Raw genomic sequence first — 13,552 nt, forward strand, 5'->3', positions numbered from 1 at the left:
CCAAGTTTTACTTGTACTTGGTGTAATACTTATCAGATTGTGCTGTGAGTTTTATGCCCTGTCTGCCTTTGTGAAATCAAGTCTACTGGGGCAAAATAGAAAACATGACGATTGAATCTAATTCCTCAAATTCACCAACCCCAGATTCTACACCTGAACACGACTTGCAACCCGATGACTTTGATGGTGGTGCAGGTGAAAATCACTTAACCTCAGAAGCATTAGCAGCACAACAAGCTCTAGCTGCTATTTCTTCCCTACAATCACCGCAAAACACAGCCATATTGAAACAAGCCCGTTCTGGTTTTCAGCCACGTCCTCAGCCTCCAGTTATAGTCAAACCAAGGGCGTTGTTAATTACTGTAGTGGGAATGACCATTACTATTATTGGCATTGCACTCAATAGCTGGATTATTGGTGTTGTGGGTACGCTACTGACATTGCTGCTATCGTTGGCGATGCTTTTGCCTTGGGTGTTGTATGTCATTGATGAGTGGTTTACATCCCAGGATAAAAATTTGTTTGTGGCTTTTGTGGGGCTAATCGTAGCGTTCGTTGGCTGCTTGAGGTTTAGTGGTGTAGGCGATCGCCTGCTACAGTGGGGACGAAAGGTCAACTGGGAAGCTTCCGGTACTCTGGCGGAATGGTTTGGTGCTTTGGGACAAATTGCGATCGCTATTATTGCAGTTTACGTGGCGTGGCGACAATACGTCATTTCTAAGGACTTGACAATTCAACAAAACTTGTTAACCGTCCAACAAAATATCATCACCCAACAACAGACCATCGATTCCTATTTCCAAGGCGTTTCCGATTTGGTTCTAGATGAAGAGGGATTACTCGAAGATTGGCCGCAAGAAAGAGCGATCGCCGAAGGGCGCACGGCGGCTATTTTTAGTAGTGTCGATGGTAGTGGTAAAGCCAAAATTCTCCGTTTCCTCTCCCGTTCCAAGTTACTCACACCCCTAAAACGCGATCGCCGTTTGGGTAGAGCAATTCTCAACGGTGTTGGCGGTTATGCTGAAGACCGACTAGAAGGGGTGCGCGTCATCGATTTAGGTGTGATGTTGGCGGGGTCTGACCTATCTCAAACAGATTTACGTTGGACTGACCTTAGTGAAGCCAATCTTGTCCGTGCGAATCTAAGCGGTTGTGATTTGGTCAAAGCCAACCTTTCCCGAACTATTCTCTATGATGCTGACCTCACTGGTGCTGACTTAAATGGGGTTCGTCTATTTTATGGCTCAGTAGAAAAAGCATCACCCCGCAGCCGCACCGAACCACCAGACTACAGAACAGGGGAACATACTGGCGCTGTGATCGAAAATGCCAACTTCAGCAATGTACAACGGATGTCAGAAGCTAACCGTTATTATTGCTGTGCTTGGGGTGGGGAAAAAACTAGAGCCACTATTCCTGGTGGCTGTGAAGGTATTCCTAACCTACTAGGTCGTTAATTCGCAGGGAGAATAATATTTAAAGAAGTACGCACATCTGCTAGAGGCTTTTCCCACAATAGATTCCATTCCAGACCAAACAAAGGCTTGGCTTGCTTTGCCATTACCCAGCCTGTGGCGATCGCATCCATGTATGGCGTGGAAAGCTCTATATCGTAAATTACGGCTTTGAGCAAGTTTTTTGCTAGTAATGCCAACCAAAAACGACTAGCGTACAATTGCGACACATAAAAAGCTTCTAATTAGATTTCTCCCAAAATGCTGGTATCGGCTCCAGTAACTATATGCCAGAGGTCGTGTGTCTCGGTAATATGCGTTTTGAAAAATTGATAATCATTGTCTATTTCGTGGGACTGTAAAGGCTGCAAATTATTTTGCAGCATCTGGTCAGCATAGACATATCCCAAAGTGTCAGTTGGCAATTGATGGAGTTTTGGTAAATCCACTACACCTAATTGTGGACGTTTTTGGAAAGCTTGTTTTCCCTGAGGGGTGCTAGAGAGAAAGTCAATTATCTTTTGCAAACTGTACTCATCACTTACGGTATCAGCCAGTTTGTAAATGCAGGTGAAATCGCCATCGTATGATCTGACAAAGCTAATAAAGCTATCAATGACGCTATCTTCCCATGTTGGATCTATTTTCTCTGGAGATTGCATAGTAAAAAACCTTTATTTACTCACTTTCAGGTAAAGTAAGAATTTCTACGCCATCATCTGTAACTACGATGGTGTGTTCAAACTGGGCTGATAGCTTGCGATCACGTGTTACGGCTGTCCACCCATCACCGAGCATTTCAACTTCGTAAGTCCCTTCATTAATCATTGGCTCAATGGTAAATACCATCCCTGGACGCAAGCGTTTGCCTTTTCCTCGTATACCGTAGTGGGGTACATCTGGTGCAGTGTGGAAAATATTACTAATACCATGTCCCACAAAGTCGCGCACCACAGAGAAGCCCTCAGCCTCAGCATACTCTTGAATCGCCGCCCCGATATCACCTATCTTTGCCCCTGGTTTTACTTCTGCAATCCCTAAATGTAAACACTCTTGCGTTACTTCCACCAGTTTCTTGGTTTTGGGAGCAGCATTACCTACAATAAAGGTTTTGGATGTGTCGCCGTGGTAGCCATCAACAATTGGTGTCACATCGATGTTAATGATGTCACCATCTTTAAGAATCTGCTTGGCGTTGGGAATACCGTGACAGATCACTTCATTGACGCTGGTACAAATTGACTTGGGGAAACCCTTATAACCCAGAGGAGCGCTTTTAGCTCCATGTGCTTGTGTCCAGCGTTCAGCTTCATCATTCAGTTCCAGAGTACTCACCCCTGGCTTCACCAATGGCTCAAGATGTTGCAGAAGTTTAGCCGCCAAGCGTCCCGCTTGCCGCATTTTTTCTATTTCTCTTTGGGATAAGATAACGATGAACTCGGTTTTCATGAAATTTAATTTAGCTTATCTGTCAAAAATATAGTTATTCCCATCTGTGCGGCTCTTTGAGCAGCATCAGCAACTCTTAGGGTATACAAGCTTTCTTCCGGGGTGACGTACAAAGGAGCGCCATCAAAGATATGGTCTAACACCATACTTGTGTCTTTGGCAAATAATCCCCGACGAGTACCCAGTTCTACAGGTGTGCTTTCCCCTGATTGGATGAAAAATCCTGTGTCCCCGTCAAAAATTAAAGCACCATTGTCACCATGAACTTCAAACTTGCGTTCTGATTGCCACAAACTTTCACCTTTACCGTAAATCACTTGGGCTAATAATCCACTAGTAAAGCATAGTTGAGTCATGCAAAAACAGGTCTGGTAGTATTCTGGTTCTATTTCCCAATACCGTTGATGGCAGTTAACTGTAAAGACTTGACCAAATAAATCTATCAGCCGATGTAACCGGGAAAGTGCGCCAATTAAGGGAAAGCCAAACATTTCATGGTTATAAGTCCACTTGCGGGGTGCAGGGTTTTGAGGATTGATGGTGCTGTAGCGTACGTAAAAAAGATGACCTACTTTATCTAGATTTTGCTTTAAGGCTTGATGTAAGCCACCTAAAAGTTCAATATGTTCGACATGGAGTAATTTTTGCTGTGCTTTGGCTAAGGCTACTAGTTCTTCTGCTTCCGTCAAGTCTACAGATAAGGGATATTCTACAATTACGTGTTTGCCAGCAGTGAGGGCAGCACGGGCGATCGCTCCATGATCACGATTGATTGTACAAATGACTACTAAATCTATATCTTCGCGCTCTACTAACTGTTGCCATCCAGTTATCACTTCAGTTTGGTAATCTTGCGCGAAAGTCTGGGTTCTCTCCAGTGTACTACCAGCTATGGCGACTAGGTGCGATCGCTCATCATCTAAAAAGGCTTCTGCCCGTAGTTTGGCTGCATACCCAGTCCCAACTATACCCACACGTATTTTTGCTTCTGCCAAAGCTGCCTCCGACTCTTAATATAATCCTCACCAGTCCTGCTACCAACCACAGTGATCAATTATCATTTCTGAAAAAAGCTAGGTTCATGCAGCACCCGCCTAACTGAAGGTTGTCTCTGCTCCAGAAATTTTTTCAGTTAACGCGCGTCTAAATTCCATAACTAATAATAAAGGCTGTTAAATGTTAACTGTTAACTGTTAACTGTCAACGGTCAACACCCCTCACGATGGATTGTGCAACTTAAAAGCAGATCACTCTATCACATTCTTGATTCAAACCATAAATTTTTCTAATAACTGTGAGTTTAACGCACTCAAAGTATAAAAAAAACTTATTGTTATCTGTTAACTAAATTTCATTACTAATCGTGGTGGATTTCAAGTTATATACTTGGATTTTTCTCGTAGTATCAGAATTGAACTAAATTTAATTCTGTGGCTAATCCCCTGAGAATAGCCGCACAGTTTTGCTTTAGCATAACTTATACTGCCGATCACAAAAGAGAGGATTACGGAAATGGCAACCTTTAAAGTTACATTGATCAACGAAGCTGAAGGAACAAAGCACGAAATTGAAGTTCCTGATGATGAGTATATTTTAGACGCTGCCGAAGAACAGGGTTATGACCTACCCTTTTCCTGTCGGGCTGGTGCTTGCTCAACCTGCGCCGGTAAACTAGTATCTGGTACTGTTGACCAGTCTGACCAATCATTCTTGGATGACGATCAAATCGAAGCTGGATACGTATTAACCTGTGTTGCTTATCCAACTTCTGATGTAGTCATCCAAACCCACAAAGAAGAAGACCTGTACTAAGAGTCAAGTTAGCTTGGACAATATAGGCTAGAGGCTAGCAGCTACAAACTAGTCCCTAGCCTTTCTCTTTTTTTATCTGGAAGTTTCTTAAAACTTGATTTCTTCATTCAGGCTTTGAAGTTGTGTACCAGGATAATAAAATTGAAGAATTTTGCTGCTAGACCAACCTAGTTTGGCTAAAGTTTGAGCGCCGGTTTGACTTAAGCCAACTCCGTGTCCTAAGCCACCACCAATAAAAGCGTATCCCCACAACTCTTCTTTACCTTTGTTGAGGGGTACTATGTAAAAAAGCGTGCTTCTTGGCGCAGCAAAGGCACTACGCACTTCATCTTTGTGCAGGGTAAAAATGCCGATATCTGTCTTTACTGCTAGTTCCAGTATCCTTCCACTTTCACTGCGATTGGTAATAGCCATCGCCTGCATGGTTTTGAATTTAGCATAAGGGCTATTTTTTGCCCGGAGAAACTTTTGCAAGTCTTTGACTATTTCATTGACAGGTGTTTCTTTATACCAACGAAATACATCCCAGCTACTTTCGTTGAATCCTTGTTGCAAGGTAATAAATCTCTGAAAGTTCCTTTCATCTTTTAAATTTTGCTTAGAAAAGTCCCAAATACTCTTAGGTGCATCTACTACAGGCCGTAAGTAAGGCCGATCCTTTCCATTCCAAACATCACTAAAAGAGGCAGTAATTCCACCAGTGGTAGAAGAATAAAGAGCATCTATTAGCTCATTGTTATAGGTAAGCACCATACCTCTGGTTGCGGCGATCGCTTTGTCTATCCTGGCATCTGTGCCACCCAGCCCATAATAAACTTGGCAGTGAGTATTGGCACATAGTTGGTAATTATCAATGGCAAATCTACGTAAATTTCTCAAAGCATAAGTCCGAGCCAAAATTGCTTGTGCTTCAACAGCAGCAGTTGGTGCATTAGTGCCAATTTCATGCGGTACAACACCACGCAAATAAGTTTCCAATGATACTCGGTTCACAAGGGTGTAAGTACCATAAGCATTTGGCTGAAAATTAATTCGCCCAGAATAAAGTCGAGAAGTGTTTAATTTTTCGCCTTTTTTCAACCGAATTAAGTTTTTAACTGTGCTAACTTCTACATGGTTTGGGATGTAGCGTGTACCGTTCACAGTCCAACTTATTTTTGGTACTTTTGGCAAAACTTTTGTGTCAATATAAGCCAAATCCTTACTCGTGGCTTTTACGTTCTGGAATAACAAGCGACGTAGTAAGGGGGTATTATACACATCCCGTTTTGCCCAAACTTGCCAACGATCCGGCTGGGCTATTTCTACCTCTATTCCTTGCTTACGCCAATTCTCAGCGCTATATTCCGCCGTTTCGTAGGTGCGATATGTACCTAAAACCACAACCTCTTCAATTGCTGGTTTGGGTAAAGCTTGCATCACTGTTTCTAGCTTGACAGGTTTATCTGTTAGGATAACTTGCTCTTTGTTCCCTTCGGCAAACTTGAGTTTTAAGCGATCGCCTGTTGTTGGTTCTAATTGCAGCTTGGCTGTGGACTCTTCGCCAAATCGCTGCACAATCCCAATTTTCAGTTCTAAATCCTTAATTTTATCTTCAGTAGCCGATGCGCCTGTCAATCCCAATAAACAAAATGTCATCATTACTGTGTAAGAAAAACGCCAGAACGGATGTCTCACCGCTATCTGATTCTTCCCCTCTGTGCTTTGGCGCTCGGCTTGTGGCAATTGCTTTATAAAGTGGTGGTTTTGTCGCATGAACGCTCCAATAATACCCTTACCGGTTTTGCTCTAGAAAAAGTTGCAAAACGAAGTCATAACGACTATGATTTATATAGAGATACGAAAAGGAACTAGTTGGGTTTACTCCTCATGGTTAGGGTACAGGAAATTCAATTAAATCAAATTCGACGGCCATTGCCCCGTGGCAACGATCCCCAGAAAGTACAAGCCCTAATGGAATCGATAGCCGCAATTGGACAACAAGAACCCATCGACGTTTTAGAGGTAGATGGACAATATTATGGCTTTTCTGGTTGCCATCGGTATGAAGCCTGCCAACGTTTAGGTAAAGAAACCATTTTAGCTAGAGTTCGCAAAGCTCCGCGTAGTGTTTTGAAGATGCACTTAGCGTAGAGAATAGGAACAGGCAGGAGAGCAGGGTGTAAGAAAGAGAAACTTAGAAAAATTTCCCTTTTTCCCAGTCCCCAATCCCCAATTAATAATAATTACTCAATTTGGAGACACACATGGCATCTCAAGAAACAATTAACAATGTAAATATCGGCATTGATGAAGCCAACCGGGCTAAAATCGCCGAAGGGCTGTCTCGTCTGCTGGCTGACACCTATACACTTTATTTGAAAACACATAATTTTCATTGGAACGTTACAGGGCCGATGTTCCAAACACTGCACCTGATGTTCGAGACACAGTATACAGAATTAGCCCTAGCGGTAGATTTAGTGGCAGAAAGAATCAGGGCGCTTGGTTATCCAGCACCAGGAACTTACAGCGAATATGCCAAACTAAGTTCGATTCCCGAAACTCCAGGGGTTCCCAAAGCGAAGGAAATGATTCGTTTACTGGTGGAAGGACAAGAAGCCGTAGTTAGAACAGCACGTTCTATTTTCCCTGTAGTAGATGAAGTCAACGACGAACCCACAGCCGATTTACTCACACAACGGATGCAGGTACATGAAAAAACTGCTTGGATGTTGAGAAGTTTACTGGAAGAATAAGAGGCAGGGGGGCAGGGAGCATGGGAAGCAGGGGGGCAGGGGGCGGCAGGGGGAGAAATTCCCAGTCCCTAGTCCCCAGTCCCCAGTCCCCAGTCCCCAATCCCTAATAGCCAATGTCTGATTTTACGCAAAAGTTGCACAATTTAATGCAACAGGCAAGTATATCTAGTTTCAAAGCCTTGAGTCGTCAGGCTGGCGTTTCCGAGTATCAAGTGCTGCGCTTACGCCAAGGCAAGCTAGAACAGATGCGCTTGGATATATTACTGAAGCTATCAAAAGCGTTGCAAATACCTTTGAGTGAATTATTATCGGCTTTTCTAGAATCAGATATTGAACACTCCCCAGTCCCCAATCCCCAAGAAATTGCAGATTTAAAAAAAGAGTACGAGCGATCGCAGCTACAACTAGAACAGCAGCGAGAAATATTACAGCAACAGTTCCAGCAGTCGAGTTTACAACTACTGGAACCTTTGTTATTACAATGGCCGACAGCCGCCCAGAAAGCGCGAGAGAATCCCGAATTAGCGGCTGTGAAAATCGTGCCTTTAGTAGAAAAACCTTTAGAAAAATTATTGCAGGTGTGGGGGATAGAGGCGATCGCACCTGTAGGATCACAAATACCTTATGATCCTCAATTGCACCAATTAAAAGCGGGAACAGCACAACCGGGGGAAACAGTCAAAGTAACGCACATTGGCTATGTTCAAGGCGAAAGACTGCTGTATCGAGCCACAGTTAGTTTAGTTGAAAGATCATAGCGCTCTCGCCCTCAACCTACAATAGAAATACCTCTCCCGCTTGTCATACCATCATCATGAACAGCAAACCAATAACGGTGCAGTCTTTGTACACTGTCACTGATGAAGAACTAATGTTGATGAGTTCACAAAACCCAGAACTGAGGTTTGAACGTAATGCTGATGGAATTTTAGAAACTATGCCACCAACAGGGGGAATTTCTGGTAATCGAGAGATAAAAGCAGGGGCTTATCTTTTTAATTGGGTGGAAAGTCAGGATTTAGGTGAAGTTTTTGGGCCAAGTACTGGTTTTGGATTAGCTAATTCTGCTGTGCGATCGCCTGATGCTGCTTTTGTTGAGAAAGGACGCTTACCAGAAAGTTGGGATCAGCAAGAAGACAAGTTTATCAACTTAGCACCAGATTTTGTAATTGAAATTCGCTCCAAAAATGACAGCTTGACAAAACTCAAAGCCAAGATGGAAGAATATATTGCTAATGGCGTTAAGTTGGGGTGGTTAATTGATAGTAAAAATCAGCAAGCTTTAGTTTATCGCCAAGATGGTTCAATTACCCAATATCCAGCCACAGCAATCTTGAGTGGTGAAGATGTTGTACCTGGGTTTACATTGGCTTTAGCAAAATTATTGTAAGGAAATTACTGCTGATGACGCTATCAACTCAAGTATCTTTTCACTCGTCTTTGGATGAGTTTCTCCAACTAACAGAAACCAAACCAGCTAGTGAATATATTGATGGACGCATCTATCAAAAACCAATGCCCCAAGGAAAACATAGTATTCTTCAAACTGAGCTATCATCTACAATTAATCAACTTGGTAAACCACAAAAAATAGCTTTAGCCTTAACCGAGTTACGCTGCACATTTGAGGGACGTTCCTTAGTTCCCGATGTTGCTGTGTTTGAGTGGTCACGTATCCCAACTGATGAAGATGGAGAGATTGCCAATAGGGTTGAAAGTTACCCAGATTGGATTATTGAGATTTTATCACCTGATCAATCGCCTAACCGAGTCATTAATAAGATTATTTTTTGTATCAACCAAGGAACTAAATTAGGTTGGTTTATTGACCTTAATGATAAATCTGTAATGGTATTTCAACCAAATAGACTACCAGAAGTAAAGTATGATAATGATATTTTATCTGTCCTTGATGTATTAGGAAATTGGCAGGTAAAAGCAGCAGATATTTTTAGTTGGTTGAAAGTTAAATAATTAAATCGAGAACTAATATTTTTGGGTTCTTCCAATGATGTACCGATAGCTCTGAGTGGAGTAGTTGTAGGAACTTTACCTGTTACTAAAGAATATAATGTTGCTGCCAAGGCATAAACATCTATGTAAGCACCCCGTTTTGCTCGTACCTCGTATTGCTCTATTGGTGCAAAGCCAGAGGCGTTGCACTTGAATCATTCAGCGTTTTGATAACAACCGAGCGCCCATAATTATCTCTAGCGCGATAAGTGATACCAAATCCACCTTCGCCTAATTCTTGTTCAATAGTATACTTACCACCTTGCAATTGCTGCCCTGAAACCCAAGCCATTGTTTACAAGCCAATAAAATCGATGTCAATTTTGGCACTGTTCTTACATAAATGTCCTGAGAAGGATTGACTATATATCTTGTGTAAACTCAAAATCCACTGAGTTCAATAAACTGCCTTATTTCTCCATTGCCGTCACATTTACAAAGACCCCTAGAATTGTGACAATTACGCTAGAATTATTAAAGCTTCTTTACAGAATTCGCAGATCATCCCCAATTCTGTTAAAACAGCCTAGACCAAAATGTAAATTGTAAAATTTCCCCTAGACTTCACTAAAAACCCTCTATGACGCTCCCAATTCGTAACGTCGCCATTATCGCCCACGTTGACCACGGCAAAACAACCCTGGTTGATGCTCTCCTCAAACAATCCGGCATTTTCCGCGAAGGCGAAGACGTTCCGGATTGCGTCATGGACTCCAACGCTTTGGAGCGAGAGCGGGGGATTACCATTTTGTCGAAAAATACAGCCGTTCGCTACAAAGAAACACTAATCAATATTGTTGATACCCCTGGACACGCCGATTTTGGTGGTGAAGTGGAACGGGTACTCGGCATGGTTGACGGATGTCTGCTGATTGTTGATGCCAACGAAGGCCCCATGCCTCAGACACGGTTTGTGTTGAAAAAAGCTTTAGAAAAAGGCTTGCGCCCCATCGTTGTCATCAATAAGATTGACCGCGCTAAAGCTGACCCCCACGTAGCTGTAGATAAGGTGTTGGATCTGTTCTTAGAATTAGGTGCAGACGAAGACCAATGTGATTTTACCTATCTGTTTGCTTCCGGTATGGGCGGTTATGCCAAGGAAAGCATGGAAGCAGAAGCTGTAGATATGCAGCCCCTGTTTAATGCGATTCTGCAACACGTTCCACCACCAGTAGGCGACATCAACAAGCCCCTACAATTGCAAGTCACAACCCTAGATTATTCTGAATATTTGGGACGGATTGTCATTGGCAGAATCCACAACGGTACTATCCGCGCTGGTCAGCAAGCGGCTCTGGTTACAGAAAGTGGCTCTATTGTCAAGGGAAAAATCACCAAGTTGATGGGATTTGAAGGGCTGAAGCGGGTAGAGATGGAAGAAGCAACCGCAGGTTATATTGTTGCGGTGGCTGGTTTTGCTGATGCTTACATCGGTGAAACAATTACTGATCCAACCGAACCCCAAGCTTTACCACTAATTAAAGTGGATGAGCCTACCTTACAGATGACCTTCTGGGTAAACGATTCACCCTTTGCTGGTCAAGAAGGTAAATTGGTGACATCCAGACAAGTACGCGATCGCCTATTCCGCGAACTGGAAACAAACGTTGCTTTACGCGTTGAAGAAACCGACTCCCCCGACAAATTCCTAGTTTCCGGTCGTGGAGAACTGCACCTGGGTATCCTCATCGAAACCATGCGCCGCGAAGGTTTTGAGTTTCAAGTATCCCAGCCACAAGTAATTTACCGCGAAATCAACGGTCAACCTTGCGAACCTTATGAATTGTTGGTTTTAGACGTTCCTGCTGATGCAGTTGGTAGCTGTATTGAGCGTTTGGGACAACGCAAAGGCGAAATGCAAGATATGCAGCCCGGAAGTGGCGATCGCACCCAGCTAGAGTTCGTCATTCCCGCCCGTGGTTTGATTGGTTTCCGTGGTGAATTTATGCGGATGACCCGTGGTGAAGGCATCATGAACCACAGTTTCTTAGACTACCGTCAACTCAGTGGTGATATTGAAGCCCGTAACAAAGGCGTTCTCATCTCCTTTGAAGAAGGCGTTTCTACCTTCTACGCTATGAAGAACGCAGAAGATAGAGGCTCATTCTTCATTACTCCTGGTACTAAAGTTTACAGAGGCATGATTGTCGGTGAACACAATCGCCCTCAAGATTTAGAATTGAATGTCTGCAAAACCAAGCAGTTAACCAACCACCGCGCCGCCGGTGGTGATGAATTGGTTCAGTTGCAAGCACCAATCGACATGAGTTTAGAACGGGCGTTAGAGTACATCGGCCCCGATGAGTTGGTGGAAGTTACACCCCAATCAATTCGCCTACGGAAGATGTCGAAGAAATTGGCGAAACGGTAAGTAAAGCTATCGTTTAATTAATTTAGAAAGCCCGCATATGCGGGCTTTTTAGTTTGATATTTGCCTTGTGTTACTTAGATACCTACAATATCAAAGCTCTTGCACTCTTTCCAGTCCTTTTTAAACTGTTAAGCTAGGATAGAGCAGAAAATTAAAAATTTGCAAAACACCCTGTGAACGAAAGCAAAGGCATTCCGGTATATCTCGATCAAACCAAGCGTAAATTTGCTGACTTAGCTGCGAAGAAGATCGATGTTACAGATTGGCATCCATCAAACACTCCTGCTCAAAACCTTTGGCGATGCTTTGAAGCTTTACAAGATATTAAGAACTTGCTACAGGGGAGCAGTATCCTCAGTAGTGAAGACGAATATCGCAGACGTGTCAAAATTCTTATTACTTCTCTTTACTCACTCTGTTTAGCTATACGTGATCTCTTAAACTACTTAAATTCTGGGACTGAAATGAAAAGCCGATTTAATGAGAAGGAGAAAGCAGAGATAAATAAACTGCTGAGTGAGTTTTCGAGAGTCGTTCCACTTGATAAGACAAGTGCGATTCGAGGTATTCGAGATCAATTATCAGCACATATAGATAAGTTGATGCCCTACGAAGCTCAAAGTATTTTTGATAAGGCTCAAAATCATGAAGTTGGTGCTTGCTTGCATCAATGTATTATTACTCTAAATCAGGTACTAACACTCGACGTTTTTGGCTGGACTACCGACGATTGCCCTGAAGGTTATTTTCGCTTGATGGCGATAGAGCCTTGGTTAGTGACCTGGAAGCTTGAAAATGGTGAGCCACCTATATTTGCTGGAGTTCATATTGCAGATTCACCGAAGAAGTTAATCAGAGAGGCCTGTGAACAAATTATACGAAATTCACAGTGGATGTTTCGCCCTGAAGATTCACGTATTGTGTTACTTCAAGAGAAGGCTACTGAGACTTCAAAACCTTTACAACAGCATAACCACTAGTAGTTACTGCAACATAAATACTAGTTATCAGTATCCTTCCGCAGACCTTTAAACTATTGAGGGAAAAGCTGAAAGATTTGTACATGGAATTTGAATGGAATCCAGACAAAGCGATACTCAACCTTGAGAAGCATGGCGTTTCTTTTCAGGAAGCCGCAACCGTATTTAATGATCCGCTATCTGTAACTTTCCCTGATCCTGACCACTCCATAGGAGAAAGTCGCTACGTTATTATTGGCCTATCTGGCTTTGGGCAAATCTTAGTTATTGCTCACACTGATAGAGAGGGAAAAATTAGAATTATCAGCGCACGAAAAGCGACCCGCAAAGAGAGGAAGTTTTATGAAGAAGGAAGTTGAGAACGAAATGGAAGATGAATTACGTCCTGAGTACGACTTTACTCAAATGCAGGAAGGGGTTAGGGGTAAATATGTTGAGAGATATCGTACACAAACAAACTTAGTGCGTTTAGATCCCGATGTTGCCGAAGCTTTTCCCAACGATGAAGCAGTGAATAACGCATTAAGATTACTAATAGAGATTGCCCAGCGCCAGCAGACAAACATTACTGTACAGCGAACAGAATAAAATTCATCAGTAGGAGCTAAGACTGTTCAAGTTATTGAGTATAAAGCCATCAGTGAAGTTACTCAAAGGTAGTTTGATGGCGATCGCCATAACTCATACGAAAGGTTATTAGTGGGGAGCGATCGCCATTTAGCAGATATGATTACA

The 13,552-nt window shown here is 42.8% G+C and carries 17 protein-coding genes; 11 read left to right on the forward strand and 6 right to left on the reverse strand.

Annotated features, from left to right (window positions below; translation table 11 throughout):
* The first annotated feature begins 104 nt into the window (after positions 1-104).
* A complete protein-coding gene (locus H6G14_RS10745) occupies positions 105-1,457 on the forward strand; it encodes a pentapeptide repeat-containing protein (protein ID WP_190567423.1) in 1,353 nt (450 codons plus the stop codon).
* On the opposite strand, the gene H6G14_RS34195 is transcribed toward H6G14_RS10745, so the two are convergent.
* Genes H6G14_RS34195 through H6G14_RS10760 form a run of 4 tightly spaced genes read right to left on the reverse strand, consistent with a single transcriptional unit; the run spans position 1,454 to position 3,898 of the window.
* On the reverse strand, positions 1,454-1,684 hold the full coding sequence (locus H6G14_RS34195) for a hypothetical protein (RefSeq protein ID WP_338421187.1): 231 nt from the start codon (positions 1,682-1,684) through the stop codon (positions 1,454-1,456). The genes H6G14_RS10745 and H6G14_RS34195 overlap by 4 nt on opposite strands.
* Before the next feature lie 15 nt (positions 1,685-1,699).
* Positions 1,700-2,116 (reverse strand): Coq4 family protein, encoded by a 417-nt coding sequence (locus H6G14_RS34200; RefSeq protein ID WP_338421188.1) that lies wholly within the window; start codon positions 2,114-2,116, stop codon positions 1,700-1,702.
* 16 nt (positions 2,117-2,132) lie between these two features.
* The gene (gene map, locus H6G14_RS10755; RefSeq protein WP_190567424.1) at positions 2,133-2,903 is read right to left on the reverse strand and encodes a type I methionyl aminopeptidase; all 771 of its coding nucleotides are present in this window, start codon (positions 2,901-2,903) and stop codon (positions 2,133-2,135) included.
* A 5-nt stretch (positions 2,904-2,908) separates the two neighbouring features.
* Positions 2,909-3,898, reverse strand: coding sequence for a Gfo/Idh/MocA family protein (locus H6G14_RS10760; RefSeq protein WP_190567425.1), 990 nt, complete (start codon positions 3,896-3,898; stop codon positions 2,909-2,911).
* Positions 3,899-4,415: 517 nt separating this feature from the next.
* On the opposite strand from H6G14_RS10760, the gene petF1 reads away from it, so the two are divergent.
* A complete protein-coding gene (petF1, locus tag H6G14_RS10765) occupies positions 4,416-4,715 on the forward strand; it encodes a ferredoxin PetF1 (RefSeq protein ID WP_010998287.1) in 300 nt (99 codons plus the stop codon).
* An 87-nt stretch (positions 4,716-4,802) separates the two neighbouring features.
* On the opposite strand, the gene H6G14_RS10770 is transcribed toward petF1, so the two are convergent.
* On the reverse strand, positions 4,803-6,470 hold the full coding sequence (locus H6G14_RS10770; protein ID WP_190567426.1) for a SpoIID/LytB domain-containing protein: 1,668 nt from the start codon (positions 6,468-6,470) through the stop codon (positions 4,803-4,805).
* A gap of 114 nt (positions 6,471-6,584) precedes the next feature.
* On the opposite strand from H6G14_RS10770, the gene H6G14_RS10775 reads away from it, so the two are divergent.
* From H6G14_RS10775 to H6G14_RS10795, 5 genes are all read left to right on the forward strand, one after another.
* Positions 6,585-6,848: a ParB N-terminal domain-containing protein gene (locus tag H6G14_RS10775; RefSeq protein ID WP_190567427.1), complete on the forward strand. Its 264-nt coding sequence runs from the start codon at positions 6,585-6,587 to the stop codon at positions 6,846-6,848.
* A gap of 113 nt (positions 6,849-6,961) precedes the next feature.
* A complete protein-coding gene (locus tag H6G14_RS10780) occupies positions 6,962-7,453 on the forward strand; it encodes a Dps family protein (RefSeq protein WP_190567428.1) in 492 nt (163 codons plus the stop codon).
* Between the two features lie 113 nt (positions 7,454-7,566).
* Positions 7,567-8,211 carry a nucleotide exchange factor GrpE gene (gene grpE, locus H6G14_RS10785; protein ID WP_190567429.1) on the forward strand — a complete coding sequence of 215 codons (645 nt, stop codon included), beginning with the start codon at positions 7,567-7,569 and terminating at the stop codon, positions 8,209-8,211.
* 56 nt (positions 8,212-8,267) lie between these two features.
* The gene (locus H6G14_RS10790; protein WP_190567430.1) at positions 8,268-8,843 is read left to right on the forward strand and encodes a Uma2 family endonuclease; all 576 of its coding nucleotides are present in this window, start codon (positions 8,268-8,270) and stop codon (positions 8,841-8,843) included.
* 14 nt (positions 8,844-8,857) lie between these two features.
* A complete protein-coding gene (locus H6G14_RS10795) occupies positions 8,858-9,427 on the forward strand; it encodes a Uma2 family endonuclease (protein ID WP_190567431.1) in 570 nt (189 codons plus the stop codon).
* 160 nt (positions 9,428-9,587) lie between these two features.
* Here the strand turns inward: H6G14_RS10795 and H6G14_RS33560 are convergent, their stop codons facing one another.
* Positions 9,588-9,758: a hypothetical protein gene (locus H6G14_RS33560; protein ID WP_242053405.1), complete on the reverse strand. Its 171-nt coding sequence runs from the start codon at positions 9,756-9,758 to the stop codon at positions 9,588-9,590.
* 288 nt (positions 9,759-10,046) lie between these two features.
* Between H6G14_RS33560 and typA the strand changes: the two genes are divergently transcribed.
* From typA to H6G14_RS10820, 4 genes are all read left to right on the forward strand, one after another.
* Entirely contained in the window at positions 10,047-11,837 is a 1,791-nt protein-coding gene (typA, locus tag H6G14_RS10805; protein ID WP_190567432.1) for a translational GTPase TypA, read from the forward strand.
* 173 nt (positions 11,838-12,010) lie between these two features.
* A complete protein-coding gene (locus H6G14_RS10810) occupies positions 12,011-12,817 on the forward strand; it encodes a hypothetical protein (protein ID WP_190567433.1) in 807 nt (268 codons plus the stop codon).
* A gap of 83 nt (positions 12,818-12,900) precedes the next feature.
* Positions 12,901-13,176 (forward strand): BrnT family toxin, encoded by a 276-nt coding sequence (locus H6G14_RS10815; protein ID WP_190567434.1) that lies wholly within the window; start codon positions 12,901-12,903, stop codon positions 13,174-13,176.
* Complete coding sequence (locus H6G14_RS10820) at positions 13,160-13,405, forward strand: hypothetical protein (protein WP_190567435.1); 246 nt, start codon at positions 13,160-13,162, stop codon at positions 13,403-13,405. Before H6G14_RS10815 ends, H6G14_RS10820 begins: the two co-directional genes overlap by 17 nt.
* Positions 13,406-13,552 lie beyond the last annotated feature (147 nt).

It is taken from the genome of Nostoc parmelioides FACHB-3921 (assembly GCF_014696625.1).
Lineage (GTDB): Bacteria > Cyanobacteriota > Cyanobacteriia > Cyanobacteriales > Nostocaceae > Trichormus > Trichormus parmelioides.

Coding starts and splice junctions, on each gene's coding strand:
- H6G14_RS10790 (WP_190567430.1), top strand. CDS start 8,268: ATGAACAGCAAACCAATAACGGTGCAGTCTTTGTACACTGTCACTGAT.
- typA (WP_190567432.1), top strand. CDS start 10,047: ATGACGCTCCCAATTCGTAACGTCGCCATTATCGCCCACGTTGACCAC.
- H6G14_RS10775 (WP_190567427.1), top strand. CDS start 6,585: ATGGTTAGGGTACAGGAAATTCAATTAAATCAAATTCGACGGCCATTG.
- grpE (WP_190567429.1), top strand. CDS start 7,567: ATGTCTGATTTTACGCAAAAGTTGCACAATTTAATGCAACAGGCAAGT.
- H6G14_RS33560 (WP_242053405.1), bottom strand. CDS start 9,758: ATGGCTTGGGTTTCAGGGCAGCAATTGCAAGGTGGTAAGTATACTATT.
- H6G14_RS10795 (WP_190567431.1), top strand. CDS start 8,858: ATGACGCTATCAACTCAAGTATCTTTTCACTCGTCTTTGGATGAGTTT.
- petF1 (WP_010998287.1), top strand. CDS start 4,416: ATGGCAACCTTTAAAGTTACATTGATCAACGAAGCTGAAGGAACAAAG.
- H6G14_RS10780 (WP_190567428.1), top strand. CDS start 6,962: ATGGCATCTCAAGAAACAATTAACAATGTAAATATCGGCATTGATGAA.
- H6G14_RS10815 (WP_190567434.1), top strand. CDS start 12,901: ATGGAATTTGAATGGAATCCAGACAAAGCGATACTCAACCTTGAGAAG.
- H6G14_RS10820 (WP_190567435.1), top strand. CDS start 13,160: ATGAAGAAGGAAGTTGAGAACGAAATGGAAGATGAATTACGTCCTGAG.
- H6G14_RS10745 (WP_190567423.1), top strand. CDS start 105: ATGACGATTGAATCTAATTCCTCAAATTCACCAACCCCAGATTCTACA.
- H6G14_RS34200 (WP_338421188.1), bottom strand. CDS start 2,116: ATGCAATCTCCAGAGAAAATAGATCCAACATGGGAAGATAGCGTCATT.
- H6G14_RS10770 (WP_190567426.1), bottom strand. CDS start 6,470: ATGCGACAAAACCACCACTTTATAAAGCAATTGCCACAAGCCGAGCGC.
- map (WP_190567424.1), bottom strand. CDS start 2,903: ATGAAAACCGAGTTCATCGTTATCTTATCCCAAAGAGAAATAGAAAAA.